Origin of the sequence: Paraburkholderia sp. CI3, from assembly GCF_050436505.1 — a bacterium.
Classification (GTDB): domain Bacteria; phylum Pseudomonadota; class Gammaproteobacteria; order Burkholderiales; family Burkholderiaceae; genus Paraburkholderia; species Paraburkholderia tuberum.
Genome location: NZ_JBNDMI010000004.1, coordinates 2,259,739 through 2,275,105, shown reverse-complemented (window position 1 = coordinate 2,275,105; position 15,367 = coordinate 2,259,739). Strand labels below are relative to the sequence as shown.

Below are 15,367 nucleotides of genomic sequence, written 5' to 3'. Positions count from 1 at the left end.
ACGTTGGCGGGCGTTCTGGCGGAATTCGTCAGGCGGTTCCCGCCATGTGGACACTTTTAACAATCCTGCGATTCCGGCTGGACGCCGCTCTTCGCTCGGTCTATCGTCTGTCCGGCCAGCGCTATTTATTCCTTGCATGAACCCCGAAAATCCTTTTGCTTCTACGGCCACACCTGGCGGTGAGGTCGTCGTTCCCGTCTCCGCGCTCAATCGCGCGATCGGCACGATGCTTGAACGCTCGTTTCCACTCGTTTGGGTCGCGGGTGAAGTGTCGAACTTCACGCGCGCCGCGAGCGGCCATTGGTACTTCTCGATCAAGGACGCACAGGCGCAGATGCGCTGCGTGATGTTCCGCGGTCGAGCTCAGTACGCCGAATTCATGCCGCGCGAAGGCGATCGCATCGAAGTGCGCGCGCTCGTCACGATGTACGAGCCGCGCGGCGAACTGCAGCTAAATGTCGAAGCGGTGCGCCGCACCGGCCAGGGGCGTCTGTACGAAGCGTTTCTGCGGTTGAAGGCGCAACTCGAGGCCGAGGGGCTGTTCGCCGCCGAGCGCAAGCGCGCGCTGCCGACGCATCCGCGCGCGATCGGTATCGTCACGTCGTTGCAGGCGGCCGCATTGCGCGATGTGCTGACGACGCTGTCGCGTCGCGCGCCGCATATTCCGGTGATCGTTTATCCGGCGCCGGTGCAGGGCGCGGGCGTCAGCGCGAAGCTCGCGGCGATGGTCGAGGCGGCTGGCGCGCGCCGCGAGGTCGACGTGCTGATCGTGTGTCGCGGCGGCGGCTCGATCGAAGATCTGTGGGCGTTCAACGAAGAAGTGCTCGCGCGCGCGATTGCGGAAAGCGTCATACCCGTGGTGAGCGGCGTCGGTCACGAGACCGATTTCACGATTGCCGATTTCGCCGCCGACGTACGCGCACCGACGCCGACCGGTGCCGCCGAACTCGTCAGTCCACAGCGCGTCATGCTGCTGCGCGAACTCGATCATCGGCACGCGACGCTCGCGCGCGCGTTCGGCCGCATGATGGAGCGGCGCGCGCAGCAGCTCGACTGGCTGGCGCGCCGGCTCGTGTCGCCCGCCGAGCGGCTCGCTCGGCAGCGCACGCATCTGCAGCAGTTGCGCGTTCGGCTCGCGTCGGCGGGCGCCCGGCCGGTGCGCGACGCTCGTGCGCGATTTTCGCTGCTGCAGATGCGCTGGCAACGCTGGCGTCCGGATCTCGCGGCCGAGCGCACGCGCGTCAACGTGTTGGCGCAGCGTCTGAATGCGGCGCTATCGCGCCGGCATGAACGACAGGTCGCGCGCATCGACATGCTCAGCGCGCGACTCGAAGTGCTGAGTCCACAGCGCACGCTCGAGCGCGGTTATGCGGCCGTGCTCGATGCGCAAAGCGGTCGGGCGATTCGCACGCCGTCGTCGCTGAAACCTGGACGTCGTCTGACGATGCATCTCGCCGAAGGCTCGGCCGATGTCGCGCTCGCCGACGTGCAGGCGCGTCTGACCGACGGTTTCTGACGTTTCGCCGGTGAGCGCGTGACGCCCGCTTACTGTCTTCCGACGAGCCGGGCACGCGCCATGCACGCCCTTCTCAAGGGCCTTGCGCACGGCGTGTTCGACATGCCGGACATAAAGGCCGTTGGTTTGCGGGGTTATTCCAACTCGCCTACAATCGAGTGCTCGATAGCGTCATCCGCAGACTCCCCACAACAGATACAGAGAAGGAAAGCACCATGGAACATACGCTCCCGCCGCTGCCATTTGCGAAAAACGCGCTCGCTCCGCACATGTCGGAAGAGACGCTCGAGTTTCACTATGGCAAGCATCACCAGACCTATGTGACCAACCTGAACAATCTGATCAAGGGCACCGAGTTCGAGAACCTGTCGCTGGAAGAGATCGTCAAGAAGTCGTCGGGCGGTATCTTCAACAATTCGGCTCAGGTGTGGAATCACACGTTCTTCTGGAACAGCCTGTCGCCGCAAGGTGGCGGCGCACCGACCGGCGCGCTGGCTGACGCCATCAACGCGAAGTGGGGTTCGTTCGACAAGTTCAAGGAAGAGTTTGCGAAGACCGCGGTCGGCACGTTCGGCTCGGGCTGGGCATGGCTCGTGAAGAAGGCTGATGGTTCGCTCGACCTCGTGTCGACGAGCAACGCCGCCACGCCGCTCACCACCGACGCGAAGGCTCTGCTGACGATCGACGTGTGGGAGCACGCTTACTACATCGACTATCGCAATGCGCGTCCGAAGTTCGTCGAGGCGTACTGGAACATCGTCAACTGGGACTTCGCAGCGAAAAACTTCGCTTGAGATTGCCTGTTCCGTGACAATAAAGTTTGGAAAACGGCAACAAAGTTTGGAAAACGGGCAAGGTGCCGCGCAATAGACTTTGGAAACTGTAGGTGATATGTAAGCCCTCCGTTGGAGGGCTTTTTTGTGACCGTCTTTCGTCGGGCAGAGTTCGGCCAGCTTCTGCCGCTCGCCCGAGCCATATAGCGCACACTCGAACGGCTGGTCCGCTCCGAAACCCGCCCGATGCTCAACGCGAGCATCTCGGCCTTCCCCGTGGCCTCCTGCGGCGGTTCGCCTTGGCGTATGAAAGCGACGCGGAACTGCGGATAAGTGAATCCTTTCGGCCACAGGGCCGTGATGGCAACAGGAGTGATGCCGGACACTCATTCTTCGGTGCATCTCGGCGTTTTGAGTAGACAATCTTGTGATTGACCGCCGTAAAGACGGTGATGCCACCACCCAGCATCCACATCACCGCTAACGTCAGCGAGAAAAATGACAGCAGCTTGAGGACAGTCATGCTAGCGCCCCCTTGACCCTTGACCAACCGAATCAAACGGAAGTGAACGGGCGACACGGGGCCAACTGAGGGGCGCTCGCTAGCGACGCTATGCAGTTTCTTCGTTGCCTCCTCCCGATATCATCAGCCTGATAAGCGACGACTCTCCGGTTGCAGGAGGATCTTCCTGATGACGTAATGAACCGGCACGCCGCTCGGCGGAAGGCACATGATGACTTGTCCGCAACGCGCACCCAACAGTGCGATGCCCGTCGGCGAGAGAACGGACAGTCGCCCACGCTGATAGTCGGCCTCGCGCGGGTAAACCAGCGTCCATTCATGCGTATCAGTGCCGTCGGTGGTCGTACATTCGACCGTTGTATTCATCGTGACGACGTCCGGTGGTATCTCGGCGGAATCGACAAACAAGGCTGTCGCTTCCATGGCGTCCAGGAGGGCGCGCTGCGTCGGTGACACCGTCGGCAGGTGCGCACATTCCCGGAGTCGTTCCATGTCGGATTCGGACACGACCGGCTGGCCTTCCATGCGGCCGGTTATGGCCGTGATCGAAATGTTTTTGGCAGACAACATGTGTGCCTCCGGCTGGAATACAGGTTACAGATATCCGCGCAATCGCGGTCATTCCATACGTCGAGCCACGAACCGTCCAGGAAAATGAGCCGATCGATGGTTCCCAAATGTTGTATATCGAGCAACGCGCTCCGGTTGACGAACGCACCGGGTCGATCGTCAGGAAAGACGACCTGCATCAGGGGAGCGAAGCGCCGGGTTATCTCGGTGAAGCTCGCCTCACTAGACGGTTCCGTCACGTCAAGCCAGTAGACAAGCGCCGCTGTTGGACTTCCTGCCTTCCGAGCAATAAAACGGAGTGTTTTTTCGCCTGACGATTCATTCATGATCACCTGCCCGGTTAGTACGCTCCTCTTTCAAAAGCAGTTCGGCGCTGCTTGCCGGGCTTGCCGATACGACGCGCTGTGGGGCGACTTTCGTAAGCCGGTGGTCGACCCATATCCGTCCCCATCGGATCGCGTACTGCAAGGCCTGCGCTGGGTCGTAGAAATAATCCAGCGCGTGGAAGCAGCGCTGTGTCGGGCAGCCCGGCCCTTCGATCACAAGATGGGCCGCGTGCAACGCACTCTCCACGGGTTCTGCTCGGGCCGTCAAACGGTAGCCCTGATGTTCAGTCTGATAGCTCACAGAGCCGATGCGCCTGCTTTGCGAAACGTTCCACTGCGAGGCCAAATCCTGGCCACTGATTGTGACGGAGCGTTCCTGCCTGACCGTCGGCGTCTTATTCAGACGTTTTGTTTGCGTTCTCATGGCTTCTCGATCCTTCGAAGACGATCCGATTCCGCCGCTGTTCGGTCGCGCGGCTAAAGACCTGCGAACAGGCAGCGCAACGGATCTCGAGTTTGTTCGGCACGCGGGCGGACGCCCATCACGCAAGTCGTGATGGAGTACCGTCGGTGGTCAACAGAAAGATGGTGAGCCCGGCTCTCGCTTTACTGACTTTTGGTTTATGCGGAGAGCCGGGCAGAAGGAAGTGCTGACTTATCCGCGCGGCTAGCGCGGTTCCGTGTGGGCTTCAAGGCCTCGGATTTTCGATGCCCGCCCGTACGCGCCCCAGCTAATGCAGGAATGCCGAAAAAGGCGAGGCGAGAACTCGGGATGAAAAGCATGACTATGACCTCGAGTCAGTGACCAGGGGGTAATCAAGAATGCGGCAGGCCTCCCTATTAGAGCGTACCTGTTAGCATTTTGCAAGGTTCGTTGGCGTCATCGTCGTGCGGCATTGAGATGCAAAGACAAATCGGCAAGCACGGCCTGCAGACCGTGCCGATCTTGTCGGTATAACTTCGAGGCATTCGCCGCGCACGTAAACAGCAGCGCTATAGCGTGGTCGATCGCTCCACTATCATGACAGACGGCGCATTCGCGGGCGATTTGACAGGACAAACGTGATGTTGACCATCGCTTTCGGGCCACGAATCGGATGCTACGAACCGAGTCGCTGCTCGATCCGCTCTAGGCGCGGTCTTAACGCACCTAAAGTCCCTTTCTTGCCGCGCCCCAATACCGGCTGCCGTAAATCGCAATACGGTCACAGGCAACGCGCGCCCCTTGAAACGCCGGGTAAGACGGCAGAGCCGTCTGTGAGAGTGTGAGTTTGCTGATGCAGGAAGCGCGTCCAGCTGGATGTCACAACCGTTAGCTTTTCCAGATTGCTGACGCAGAACCCGGCTCGCCCTAATGTCGGCAACGGGCGAACTGGTGTCCTCGGAACTCCGACGTAGACGACCGGACCACTCTGTTAGCTGCCCGTGGATGCGCGACCGCGTCACCGGCAGCAGTGGGTCGACTTGAGCCGGTCGCCGTCGCCGGCATCGTCCGTTCGACAGCCCGGCCTGACTGGGTCCAGGTTACACGGTCGCAGGGACATGGCTAGAAAGATTCTCTTCTTCTCTCAATGGCTGTATTTCGGCCGCCAAGTCGCCTTATGCAAATCAAGCCGCTGCAATGGATCTGACAGCGCGAGTTGAGGATTTTATTTCCAGTCCGAACGAAATAAAAACGTCAATTCGCCTCAGTCCGAATTAAAGGTGTCACTTCGCATCGCGCGGCTTGAAATATGTCGCAATGCACTGATTTGTCAAGAAATTCCCTTGCAACGAGGCCGCTTGTCAAAAAGCTGAAGGAAGTCTTCCCAGAAAATTGCATGGGCTCGTAACCGATGCACCTGGGAAAGTACAACACATTGAAGATCGCCTATTCAGACTGCGTAGTTGGCGCTGCACCGTCCGACACCTCATTTCCCTTCGCGCGCATGCATTCCAGGTACGCGAGATAGTATCTTTGCTGCACATTCAGTTGTGCCCGTGACACGTTGGCATCGCTCTGAGCGCGGGTGTCCACGCCGCGCGCCAGCTGCTCTCTCGCATACTGTTTGCACTGCGCATCGTCCCGCAGAAAGACGGTGAATGGCTTGTCGCGCCCCGGCTTCACAGCTACCGCCGGCCCAATTGGCTGCGACACGCATCCGGTGACAACCCCGGAAATCGTTACGGCAATCTGGACTCGGCAGAGAATACTCACGGCGTCCGTCCTTATCCGAAGCTCAAAAAGCATCTGTAGCCCAGTACACGCAATAGTGATAGCAGGACCATCACCGTTGCAAGTCCCCTGGCTGCCATATCCGGGGCCCTGCCAGCCGATATTGACCCATCACCGCGTGCGGGCTCTTTCCGGCCATCAAGGGACACTCGTTTGACTTGTGGTGGCGACATTCGACCGGCCGTTGCACTGGCTTGACCGGACATTCAACCGATTGCTACGTCAGCTGTCGCACAACGTGCGAGGCGTGCGACCAGTTCAGCGAGCAAGCCAACGCCACAGTAACCAGGCGCCGAGTGCCCAAATAGCCAAAATTGTCGCGAGACCGACTATGCTTCTTGGCTTTACCGGGTTGTCAGTTAGCCAGCCTTCGGCCTTTCCGCGATTGTGTTGGATAGACAGCCTTCGGGATGAGACGCAAGCAAAGCCAGACTCCAAGCGGCACGACGACCAGATCTGTCAGATGCCGAGGACGGGTATGAAGTCGGGAATAAGGTCGACAGGGCTGAACGCATATGCCACCGTTGCCAATGCGAGAAATTTCGCAAGCAACGGCGTGGCCGGATCGCGACTGGCGAACATAAGCGTGACTAAATCTCGCTTTAGCCGCGTTGCCCACGCCGTGAGTGATTGCAGCAAGCAGTTGATCACTTCAGCAGTGCGTTGGGCTAGCCTTGTGTTCCAGTGCCCACGGTTGCCTGTTCCTCCAGCCACCCACGCCACACTGCCATCAGGACCGCCAGGATGACGGGACCTACAAACAGTCCTACCAGGCCGAAGGCCGCAAGCCCGCCCAGCACACCGAACACGACCAGAAGAAACGGTATCCGGGTAGCGCTGCTGATCACGAGCGGACGAATCAGGTTGTCCACCCAGCTAACGACCAGTGCGCCCCAGAGTAAAAGACCGACCCCGGCTATCGTTTTTCCTGTGACGAGGAGCCATACACCGATCGATCCCCATACGAACGGCGTGCCAAAGGGTATCAACGCGATCAGCACCGTAAACGCAGCCAGCAACACCGGCGCCTGCATCCCGGCAACCCAGTAACCCAAGCCGGCAAGCGCGCCCTGCGCCAGTGCCGTCAGCACGAGCCCGTAGACGACCGCCTTGGTCGTTCCGCCGATAGAAGCGAGATAGGCGTCCAGGCGATCGCCCAGAAAACGCCGTAGTATGTGGCGCACTTGATCCAACGCGCTTTCGCCGTCCCGGTACATAAAAAACAGCGTCAGCAAGGCAAAGCCCAATTTCGTCGCATTGCGACCCACGCCGCCGACTAACTGGCCGACCTCCCCGGTCCACTGCCGGCCCCACTCAGCGATTTGCGCGCGCAAAACCATCGGATCGGCCGATACTTGATTCAGTAGATCCTGCAGCCACAGCCCGAGCCACGGGACGCGCGCAATCAATTCCGGCAGTTTGTGCGGCCCATTGGCGAGGTAGCTGGCGACGGTCTGGTAGGCCGCGGTCAGTTCGTCACGCAGCAGCACGATCAGCCAGATTGACGGCAGAATGAACGCCACCGAGAGAATGATCGTCATCAGCATCGCGCTGCCGGTGGCGTTCCCGCGCATAAGCGAGCGCAAGCGGCGATAAGCGGGCCAGGTCACGTAGGCAAAGATGGTGGCCCAGGCCACTGGCACCAGGAACAGGTGCAGCACTACGTAGCTCAGCACTACGAGCCCGCCAAGAAGAAATGCAAGGATGATGCGCTTGACCAGGGACATCTGATAGCTCTCGTCCATGAAAGCCTTCCCTTTAGATACGCTGAGAATTTGCGGGCGCGCCGGTGCTTCCGCGCGCAGCCCTGCTTTGCAGCACAGCAATACGCCTGTCGATCGGTGGGTGCGTGGAGAAGAGCCCGAGCCACCCCGGCTTGTCGGTGATGCCGGATGCCTTGAAGGATTGCGGAAGTTCGCCGGGTGCAAGTCCACCCAGGCGGGCCAGCGCATTGATCATCGGTCGCGGAGAAGCCAGCAGTTGCGCAGAGCCCGCATCAGCGCGGAACTCGCGCCGGCGCGAGAAGTACGCGACGATCGCCGAAGCGAGAATGCCGAAAATAATCTCGCAAACAATAACGGTAATGTAGAACCCGGGACCGACACCGCGTTCGGTACGAAACAAGGTCTTGTCCACGAAGTACCCGACCACACGGGCCAAGAAAATCACGAAGGTATTCACCACGCCCTGAATGAGCGTCAAGGTGACCATGTCGCCGTTGCTCACGTGCGAAATCTCATGGGCAAGGACAGCCTCCACTTCCTCCGTGTTCATCGATTGCAGCAATCCGGTGGAGACAGCCACCAGGGCTGAATTCTTGAAAGCCCCTGTGGCGAACGCGTTCGGCGCGCCTTCAAAAATTGCGACTTCCGGCATACGAATGCGAGCACGCTGCGCGAGCTCCCGTACAGTGTCGATCAGCCATTGCTCAGTCGAACCGCGCGGCGAATCGATGACACGCGCCCCGGTTGCCCATTTCGCCATCGGTTTGGAGATAAGCAGCGAAATGATGGAACCGGCGAAGCCGATCACCAGCGAGAACACGAACAGCGCATTGAAGTCGAGCCCGCTCCCGGTCAAGAAGCGGCCGACGCCCAACACATTCATTACTATCGAAAGCACCAACACCACCGCGAGGTTGGTGGCGAGGAACAGCAAAATTCTTTTCATTCACAAGTCTCCTGTGGAAACTGGCTGAATGACTGCGGTGACATAGAACCCTCAACTCTCCTTTGACACCGGATAACCGAAAGGTTTATGTAATGTTGCTATTTCAGCACAAGACGTTTGCTATCTGGCTTCATAGGAATTCGCGCGTACCTTGTTCATCGCCCGTAAACGGCATCAAAATCACGGGGACCCCGAGTCGCAATGCGCGCCTGCTGCCTGCGGACGATCGAACGCGCCGCGCGGGCCAGCGCGAGATCGAGTGCGCCGCGCCAGTCTCTGGCGATCGACGTCACGACGACAGGCGTCGCATCGGGCGTCTGCACCTGCACCTGGCAGCGTTTGTCGAGTCCACCGCGCGGGCCGTTGATGTCTGACATGCTGACGGTTGCCTTCGAAATCAGCCAGTCCATGCGGCGAAACACGAACCGGATGCGTTGGCGCGCGAAGCTGCGCAGACGGACGGCTTCACGGTCGCGGGACTTGAACAGGACTTGCATGAGACACCTCCTTCGTGGGTACGGCTCAAGAGTACGGGGAGGAGGCGTCGAGGAAAAAGCAGAAATAACGGAAATGCAGCTTCGGAAAAACCGAACCTTCTTTTTCGTGATCACGAACGCGCTCACGCATGCGCCGCACTCAACACCTTTTGCGTCAAAGGATGATGCCGCCCGCGCCGCGACACGATCGCGTGTATTTCCTCCTTCACTTCCGGCGAGCGGCCGAGCCAGCGCAAGCCGCGATGCATGGGATCGTTGCGCTCGGCGCCGAACGCCGCGAGCGGAAACACGCCCATGCCGCGCGACGCGAACAGCGCCATCAACGCGCTGTCCTCGAACTCGCCCGCGACGCGTGGCCTGATGCCTTCCGCTTCGAACCAGCGGTCGAGGCGCGAACGCAGCGACGAGTGCCCCGTCGGCAGCAGCACCGGCAGCGACGCGAGGCATTGCGGAAAGTGATCGACATGCGTTTTTCGCACCATGGCGGCCGGCCCGTACCAGTCGATCGGCGAAGCGATCAGGCGCTCGCTGGATAGACGCAGATTCGAGTTGTGCGGCGCGGGCTGGCTGGACAGCACGAGATCCAGATGGTGATGCGCCAGTTCCGCCAGCAGGTCTTCAGCTTCGCCTTCGTGGCAGAGCAACCGTAGCGAAGGCGTGTCCAGCGCGCCCGCAAGAATGGCATGGACGGCCAGCTTCGAAATGCCATCCGTCAAGCCGACCGCGAAGCGCGCGACGGTCCCGCTGGCCGCTTCGCGCACTTCGTCGTGCAACGCGCGCCCGATCTGGAAGATTTCCTCCGCTCGCGCATACGCCGCCTGTCCCGCTTCCGTCATCGCGACGCCGCGTCCGGCGGGCTTCAGCAGTTGATGTCCGAGCGATTTTTCCAGTTCGCGCACCTGCGCGCTGATGGTTTGCACCGCCATGTCGAGCCGTTCGGCGGCGCGCGCAAACCCGCCTTCCTTCACGACGACCCAGAAATAGTGCAAGTGCCGGTAGTTGAGCATGTGTGGCCTCACTTCGAAAAAACCGAACCAACCGTCAGCTTATCACTGGTTTTTTCGAATACGGCGCCAGGCGATCATGCTTTCCACAGGCTGTGACCCAGTAATCAGCCGTTTTCTTCTCAACCGGACAACGACGCTCGCAAATGGAATCCTTACTGACCCTGGCCGCCGATCCCGCTGCATGGGCTGCACTCGTGACGCTCGTCGTGATGGAGATCGTGCTTGGCATCGACAACCTGATCTTCATTTCGATTCTGAGCAACAAGCTCCCCGAAGCGCAACGCGCGCGCACGCAGCGTATCGGCATCATGCTGGCGCTGCTGATGCGGCTCGGCCTGCTGGGCACCGTCGCGTGGATCGCGCGTCTCACCGAGCCTGTGTTTTCCGTGTTCGATCACGCGTTTTCGTGGCGCGACCTGATCCTGCTCGCGGGCGGTCTGTTCCTTGTGTGGAAGGCCACGCGTGAAATGCACCATCACGTGAGCCGTGACACCGAGGCGCACACGAATCCTGCGATGGGCGTCGGCGGCCTGACGGTGACGGCTGCCATCGGCCAGATCCTGCTGCTCGACCTCGTGTTTTCCGTCGACAGCATCATCACCGCGGTCGGCATGACGGATCACCTGCCCATCATGTTCATTGCAGTGATCGCTGCTGTCACGGCGATGTTGTTCGCGGCTCGCCCGCTGTCGAAGTTCATCGAGCGCAATCCGACCATCGTCACGCTTGCGCTGAGCTTCCTGCTGGTGATCGCGATGACGCTGATTGCCGAAGGTTTTGGTTCGCACGTGCCGAAGGGCTACATCTACACGGCCATGGCGTTCGCAGGCTTCGTCGAAGGCATGAACATGATGGCGCGGCGCAGAAAGGACAAGCGCGAGCACGAGGCGGCAGTTTTGGAAGCGGAGTGTGAAGCCGGCTCCGAAGCAAGGTCTGAAAAGACGCAGACCAGCGGTTCGGCTTTCTCGAACTGAACGAAGCGGACTGACAGAAGTATCGGGGCGGTTGAACGCCGCCCCGACCGGCAGCACAAAGGTTGAACGTTACGAAAGGAGCAACGCAATGAAGTGCCCCGTTTGCAAGACCCCCGATCTGCTGATGACCGAGCGTCAGAACATCGAGATCGACTATTGCCCGACATGCCGTGGCGTATGGCTCGATCGCGGCGAGCTGGACAAGCTGCTGACCCAGATGCAGGACACGCCCGAACCGGACAACAGAAGCAATCAGGTCGAGCGCGACGCGCGCTACGGCGACCGCGACGGCCACCATGATCAGCAGCGGGGACGGCGCAACGATTCTTACCACGGCGATCAGCGCAAGCACTACGATCCGCGCCGCAAGAAGAAGTCACTGTTCGATATGTTCGACTTTGACTGACCTGCTTGCATCCTGCGCTCGAACTGTTCTGGCGGGCATTCCACAACCGGCGTGAAGTCGGTGCGTGCGTTGGCCTCGTACCACAGCCATACGACAGTGGCGGGAGCCGCACAGATCAGGGCATCAGCAAGCAGGGCAATCGACGGGTGCGTGCCCTGCTCATCGAGATGGCGTGGTCCTGGCTGCGGTACCAGCCCGACAGTGTGCTGACACGGTGGTTCTTCCAGCGAACGCAGGGCTCCCACTGAATCGCCGCGCCCGACATATCGCCATCGTCGCGTTGGCGCGGCGTCTCGCAATTGCGTTGTGGCGCTATCTGAAGGACGGGGTGATACCCGAGGGGGCGCAGCTTAAGTCAGTGATCCGCAAAGGCGTTCCGACAACATCACCATGGAAAGCGCGGGACACGATGTATGGGCGGTTTGAAGTGAACATGCCCGTGGGGTGCCCGGGTTACTCACGTAACCGATTCTTGAGATGGGCGCGCTCCCGAAAAGAAATTCCGGCGCAACGCGCAACAGATGAGGCTGGCTAGCCGCCAGCGGATAGAAGGTGGTGACTGCGACACGAAGTTGCTTGCAGGAGCTGTTCCCGCTTCAACATGAGGGAACCGCCCGTGTCACCGGGCGCGTCCAGGAGTCTGAATAAAGAGCGACTCTGACAACGTAACGAAGCATCGCAAGATGCGGGGTATCAATCGCGAGAGGCGTACCCTTCACATCGGAAACGGCCATAGCCTTCATCTGCCCGGCCGTTTGATCAGGCGAGCCGTCGGCCGCAAACTTTGGATAGATCGCGTATGGACGTCGACTCGATATAAAACGCATGCGAGCTTCTCGCGGACATTAGCGATCTGTTCATCGCTCTAATGGAATAGCGATAGTAGCTATTGTCATCATCGAATTGAACACGCGTGCGTTCGCATCGAGATCTTCGAGGTGATCGCCGCGTTCCCGCTACGTAAGGGGCCGCAAGCGCGCTCAAACCAGGGTGTTGCCGGCATCGCGAGGTCATGCTACACAGAAACGGCCCCGCCTAAACGTTGAACAGTTCGCTACGCGCCGCGTCCATGATCATCGCGACAGCCGGGTGGCTGATGTGGCGCTCGATAGAGATTGCAAAAAATTCCTCGACGATCGAATTGATCTGCCCGACTATCGTCAGGTTGTGCTCTGTCTGCAACTGGCTTTCGAGCACGGTTGGCGCGAACAGCAGGCCGCGGCCTTCGCGGCCGAATGCCATGGTCATCGCTCCGTCGTCGAACTCGCCGACGATGCGCGGCGAAATGGCGTGCGAGGCGAGCCAGTGATCGAGCTTACGCCGCACGGCGGATTCCGTGCCGGGCAGTAGCACAGGCAGCTTGTCGAGCGACATCGGGAAGCGTTTTTTGCTGCTTTGAATCAGCGCCTGGGTTCCGAAGCAGCTTAGCGTCGAACGTCCGAGGCGGTGATTGAACGCCTTGATGTTGACGTCGACGGGAATGGGGGCGTCCGCGATGATCAGATCGAGGCGGTGCACGGCCAGTTGCGCGAGCAGCGCGTGCAGTTTGCCTTCGTGACAGATCATGCGCAGCGACGCCGACGCGCTTAGCGCGGGTTCCAGCAGCCGGTACGCAATCGCCTTGGGGACCGAATCCGCGATCCCGACGCGAAACCGCGTTTGCGCACCGGATTCGCTTTCGCGCCGCACAGCGCTTTCGAGTTCCGAACCTAACGAAAATATCTCGTCGGCGTAATCGAGCGCGAGGCGCCCCGCATCGGTCAGTTCGAGCGTGCGGCCGGTTTTCCTGAACAGCTTCTTATCCAGCGCCTCTTCGAGAAGCTTGATCTGGCCACTGAGCGTTTGCGGCGTGATGTGCAACTGTTCGCCCGCGCGCACGATGCCGCCCGCGCGAGCCGCGACCCAAAAGTAATAGAGATGCTTGAAATTCACGAACCCTCCACCGATTACGGAAAGATATGTTTTTCTCGAAGTATCAACAATAAAAATACGAATTTTATGTTGGCATGGGTTCAGTTAGATTGAAACCTCGCCCCGAAGCGTCGGCGGGCGTTTCATGAAGCTGACAGAGGTGACATATGGCATCGGTTGCAGAATTGCTGCGTGCGAAAGCTTCCCGGACAGTGTGGTCGATCGAGGCATCCGCTTCGGTTCGCAACGCGATATCGATCATGGCTCACAGGGAGGTTGGAGCGCTCATCGCCACGCACGACGGGCGCATAGCCGGCATCGTGACGGAGCGCGATTACGCCCGGAAGATCGTTCTGATGGAACGCTCGTCAACGAATACGCCTGTGCGCGACATCATGGCGACGGCGGTGCGTTATGTCAGCCCGGAGCAGACGACGGACGAGTGCATGGCGATCATGACAGAACATCGGATTCGCCATCTGCCTGTGATCAGCGCAGGGCAGGTGACAGGAATGGTGTCGATCGGCGACCTGATCAAGAACCTGATTTCCGAGCAGGAACACACCATCCGGCAACTGGAGCACTACATCCACGGCAACGGTTTTCACGCCGCTTTTGATGGATCGAAGGCACGACCGGCGGCGAGCTTGCACAGCTAAAAATATTACTGTTCGTAATGTATTTGCGCGCGCAAATGGAGCGCGTTGCGGGCAGTTTCGCGACTCATCGAAAGAGGTTTTTATGTACACGCAAATCATCAACAAATTACGACGTGCTGCCGGTGCAGTCACGCGCGGGACGGCCGCGCTCGGTCTGGCGGGGCTGCTGGCGCTGGGCGCCGTGGCGTCGAACGACGCCGAGGCGAAGCGCGTAGGCGGGAGTCAAAGCATCGGGCGGCAGTCGCAGACGGCGTCGCCGCCTGGACAAGCGCAGCAAAGCCAACAGGCACAGCCGGCACAACAGGCCGCGCAGGCGCCTGCTGCGGCAGCGGGTAACCGCTGAATGGGCCCGCTGGCTGGTCTCGCTGCGGGCCTTGGGATTGCAGCATTACTGTCGTCGTTTGGCCTGGGCGAAGGGCTGGCGCAGATGCTGTCGAATGCGTTGCTGATCGGGGCGGTGATTTTCGCCGGCGTGATGCTATTCCGCTTTATCGCCAACCGGCGTCGTCCGGATCTTGCCTATGGACACGGTCCCGTGAACCGCCAGCAAACGAACGGCTCACGGTTTCTGAATCAGTTCCCGCAAGCGCGGGGCTGGCCGAACGCGGCGATGGGTTCGACGGGAGCAGCGGACACGGAGAGGACAACGGGACTACCACTCGAGCAGGATCAGGCGGCGTTTCTTGTATCGGCAAAGACCTTGTTCATGCGCCTTCAAGGCGCATGGGACCGGAACGAGCAGGGTGACCTGTTCGAATTGACGACGCCGGAGATGTTCGCGCAAATCAAGCGGGACCTCGAAGCTCGGGGTCGCCAGGTGAGTCGTACGGAAGTCACGCAACTTGACGCGGAAGTGCTTGGCACAGAACGCAATGCGGATGAAACGCTGGTTAGCGTTCGCTTTTACGGTCAAATGCGGGAAGACGATGCGCCGACTGCCCAGCCGTTCCGGGAAGTCTGGAACATGGTCAGCGACGCACGTGGCAACCAGGCGTGGCGACTGGCCGGCATTCAGCAAATTGACGGATGAGAGCGTAGTTGAAACCGGCAGCGGTCTGCTGCCGGTTACTCGTGAGGGTGGTGCGCGCCGCGGAACTACCTGAGACCAACCTTTCGCCAGCGACCGTGCGTGAGAAAGTCGAGCGCCACTTGGGAGTGGCAAACGCTGGGCGCATCAGGCGATAGTCGGCCACATTCGGTCATTCGCTAACAAGACCTGGATCGTCAACAATCGACGAGCCGAGACGATGGTCTTGACGCAGCTTCCTTTCCGCCAGGCAGAAGACGTCAATGATGAAATTGCTGACTGTTCGCGTTAAA

General features: G+C 60.1%; 14 protein-coding genes and 2 pseudogenes. 7 read left to right on the top strand and 9 right to left on the bottom strand.

From position 1 onward, the window contains the following. Nucleotides 1–136: 136 nt before the first annotated feature. Nucleotides 137–1,516, top strand: coding sequence for an exodeoxyribonuclease VII large subunit (xseA, locus tag OKW29_RS31870; protein ID WP_429293832.1), 1,380 nt, complete (start codon nucleotides 137–139; stop codon nucleotides 1,514–1,516). Between the two features lie 215 nt (nucleotides 1,517–1,731). Next, the gene (sodB, locus tag OKW29_RS31865; RefSeq protein ID WP_013090345.1) at nucleotides 1,732–2,310 is read left to right on the top strand and encodes a superoxide dismutase [Fe]; all 579 of its coding nucleotides are present in this window, start codon (nucleotides 1,732–1,734) and stop codon (nucleotides 2,308–2,310) included. Between the two features lie 625 nt (nucleotides 2,311–2,935). Here the strand turns inward: sodB and OKW29_RS31860 are convergent. From OKW29_RS31860 to OKW29_RS31825, 8 genes are all read right to left on the bottom strand, one after another. Then, entirely contained in the window at nucleotides 2,936–3,382 is a 447-nt protein-coding gene (locus tag OKW29_RS31860; RefSeq protein ID WP_429293831.1) for a GreA/GreB family elongation factor, read from the bottom strand. A gap of 318 nt (nucleotides 3,383–3,700) precedes the next feature. Continuing rightward, entirely contained in the window at nucleotides 3,701–4,132 is a 432-nt protein-coding gene (locus tag OKW29_RS31855) for a hypothetical protein (RefSeq protein ID WP_429293830.1), read from the bottom strand. 1,446 nt (nucleotides 4,133–5,578) lie between these two features. Next, the gene (locus OKW29_RS31850; protein ID WP_187615560.1) at nucleotides 5,579–5,905 is read right to left on the bottom strand and encodes a hypothetical protein; all 327 of its coding nucleotides are present in this window, start codon (nucleotides 5,903–5,905) and stop codon (nucleotides 5,579–5,581) included. 477 nt (nucleotides 5,906–6,382) lie between these two features. Next, nucleotides 6,383–6,505, bottom strand: coding sequence for a YkvA family protein (locus OKW29_RS31845; RefSeq protein ID WP_409258999.1), 123 nt, complete (start codon nucleotides 6,503–6,505; stop codon nucleotides 6,383–6,385). A gap of 86 nt (nucleotides 6,506–6,591) precedes the next feature. After that, the gene (locus OKW29_RS31840; protein ID WP_429293829.1) at nucleotides 6,592–7,668 is read right to left on the bottom strand and encodes an AI-2E family transporter; all 1,077 of its coding nucleotides are present in this window, start codon (nucleotides 7,666–7,668) and stop codon (nucleotides 6,592–6,594) included. Nucleotides 7,669–7,681: 13 nt separating this feature from the next. After that, on the bottom strand, nucleotides 7,682–8,593 hold the full coding sequence (htpX, locus tag OKW29_RS31835; protein WP_429293828.1) for a protease HtpX: 912 nt from the start codon (nucleotides 8,591–8,593) through the stop codon (nucleotides 7,682–7,684). Between the two features lie 155 nt (nucleotides 8,594–8,748). Continuing rightward, complete coding sequence (locus tag OKW29_RS31830; RefSeq protein WP_429293827.1) at nucleotides 8,749–9,090, bottom strand: HPF/RaiA family ribosome-associated protein; 342 nt, start codon at nucleotides 9,088–9,090, stop codon at nucleotides 8,749–8,751. A 122-nt stretch (nucleotides 9,091–9,212) separates the two neighbouring features. After that, the gene (locus tag OKW29_RS31825; RefSeq protein WP_429293826.1) at nucleotides 9,213–10,097 is read right to left on the bottom strand and encodes a LysR family transcriptional regulator; all 885 of its coding nucleotides are present in this window, start codon (nucleotides 10,095–10,097) and stop codon (nucleotides 9,213–9,215) included. A 143-nt stretch (nucleotides 10,098–10,240) separates the two neighbouring features. Here OKW29_RS31825 and OKW29_RS31820 point away from each other — a divergent pair, with 143 nt between their 5' ends. The 3 genes and pseudogenes from OKW29_RS31820 to OKW29_RS31810 form a co-directional block, all read left to right on the top strand. Further along, complete coding sequence (locus OKW29_RS31820) at nucleotides 10,241–11,071, top strand: TerC family protein (RefSeq protein ID WP_429293825.1); 831 nt, start codon at nucleotides 10,241–10,243, stop codon at nucleotides 11,069–11,071. A gap of 88 nt (nucleotides 11,072–11,159) precedes the next feature. After that, nucleotides 11,160–11,477, top strand: a complete 318-nt coding sequence (locus tag OKW29_RS31815; protein WP_187620112.1) for a zf-TFIIB domain-containing protein — start codon at nucleotides 11,160–11,162, stop codon at nucleotides 11,475–11,477. A gap of 17 nt (nucleotides 11,478–11,494) precedes the next feature. After that, nucleotides 11,495–11,832, top strand: a pseudogene (locus OKW29_RS31810) (transposase); the annotation flags it as partial. A 680-nt stretch (nucleotides 11,833–12,512) separates the two neighbouring features. On the opposite strand, the gene nhaR reads toward OKW29_RS31810, so the two are convergent. Next, nucleotides 12,513–13,409, bottom strand: coding sequence for a transcriptional activator NhaR (nhaR, locus tag OKW29_RS31805; RefSeq protein ID WP_429293062.1), 897 nt, complete (start codon nucleotides 13,407–13,409; stop codon nucleotides 12,513–12,515). Between the two features lie 146 nt (nucleotides 13,410–13,555). On the opposite strand from nhaR, the gene OKW29_RS31800 reads away from it, so the two are divergent. Together OKW29_RS31800 and OKW29_RS31795 are read left to right on the top strand one after the other, a co-directional pair. Further along, nucleotides 13,556–14,047 carry a CBS domain-containing protein gene (locus OKW29_RS31800; RefSeq protein ID WP_429293824.1) on the top strand — a complete coding sequence of 164 codons (492 nt, stop codon included), beginning with the start codon at nucleotides 13,556–13,558 and terminating at the stop codon, nucleotides 14,045–14,047. An 82-nt stretch (nucleotides 14,048–14,129) separates the two neighbouring features. Next, nucleotides 14,130–15,077: pseudogene (locus tag OKW29_RS31795) on the top strand (Tim44 domain-containing protein). Nucleotides 15,078–15,367 lie beyond the last annotated feature (290 nt).

What these genes read in the sequence shown, in the direction of transcription:
- OKW29_RS31800 (WP_429293824.1), top strand. Translation starts at nt 13,556, where the DNA reads ATGGCATCGGTTGCAGAATTGCTGCGTGCGAAAGCTTCCCGGACAGTG.
- OKW29_RS31830 (WP_429293827.1), bottom strand. Translation starts at nt 9,090, where the DNA reads ATGCAAGTCCTGTTCAAGTCCCGCGACCGTGAAGCCGTCCGTCTGCGC.
- OKW29_RS31860 (WP_429293831.1), bottom strand. Translation starts at nt 3,382, where the DNA reads ATGTTGTCTGCCAAAAACATTTCGATCACGGCCATAACCGGCCGCATG.
- OKW29_RS31820 (WP_429293825.1), top strand. Translation starts at nt 10,241, where the DNA reads ATGGAATCCTTACTGACCCTGGCCGCCGATCCCGCTGCATGGGCTGCA.
- OKW29_RS31840 (WP_429293829.1), bottom strand. Translation starts at nt 7,668, where the DNA reads ATGGACGAGAGCTATCAGATGTCCCTGGTCAAGCGCATCATCCTTGCA.
- OKW29_RS31845 (WP_409258999.1), bottom strand. Translation starts at nt 6,505, where the DNA reads ATGTTCGCCAGTCGCGATCCGGCCACGCCGTTGCTTGCGAAATTTCTC.
- htpX (WP_429293828.1), bottom strand. Translation starts at nt 8,593, where the DNA reads ATGAAAAGAATTTTGCTGTTCCTCGCCACCAACCTCGCGGTGGTGTTG.
- OKW29_RS31815 (WP_187620112.1), top strand. Translation starts at nt 11,160, where the DNA reads ATGAAGTGCCCCGTTTGCAAGACCCCCGATCTGCTGATGACCGAGCGT.
- OKW29_RS31855 (WP_429293830.1), bottom strand. Translation starts at nt 4,132, where the DNA reads ATGAGAACGCAAACAAAACGTCTGAATAAGACGCCGACGGTCAGGCAG.
- OKW29_RS31825 (WP_429293826.1), bottom strand. Translation starts at nt 10,097, where the DNA reads ATGCTCAACTACCGGCACTTGCACTATTTCTGGGTCGTCGTGAAGGAA.
- xseA (WP_429293832.1), top strand. Translation starts at nt 137, where the DNA reads ATGAACCCCGAAAATCCTTTTGCTTCTACGGCCACACCTGGCGGTGAG.
- sodB (WP_013090345.1), top strand. Translation starts at nt 1,732, where the DNA reads ATGGAACATACGCTCCCGCCGCTGCCATTTGCGAAAAACGCGCTCGCT.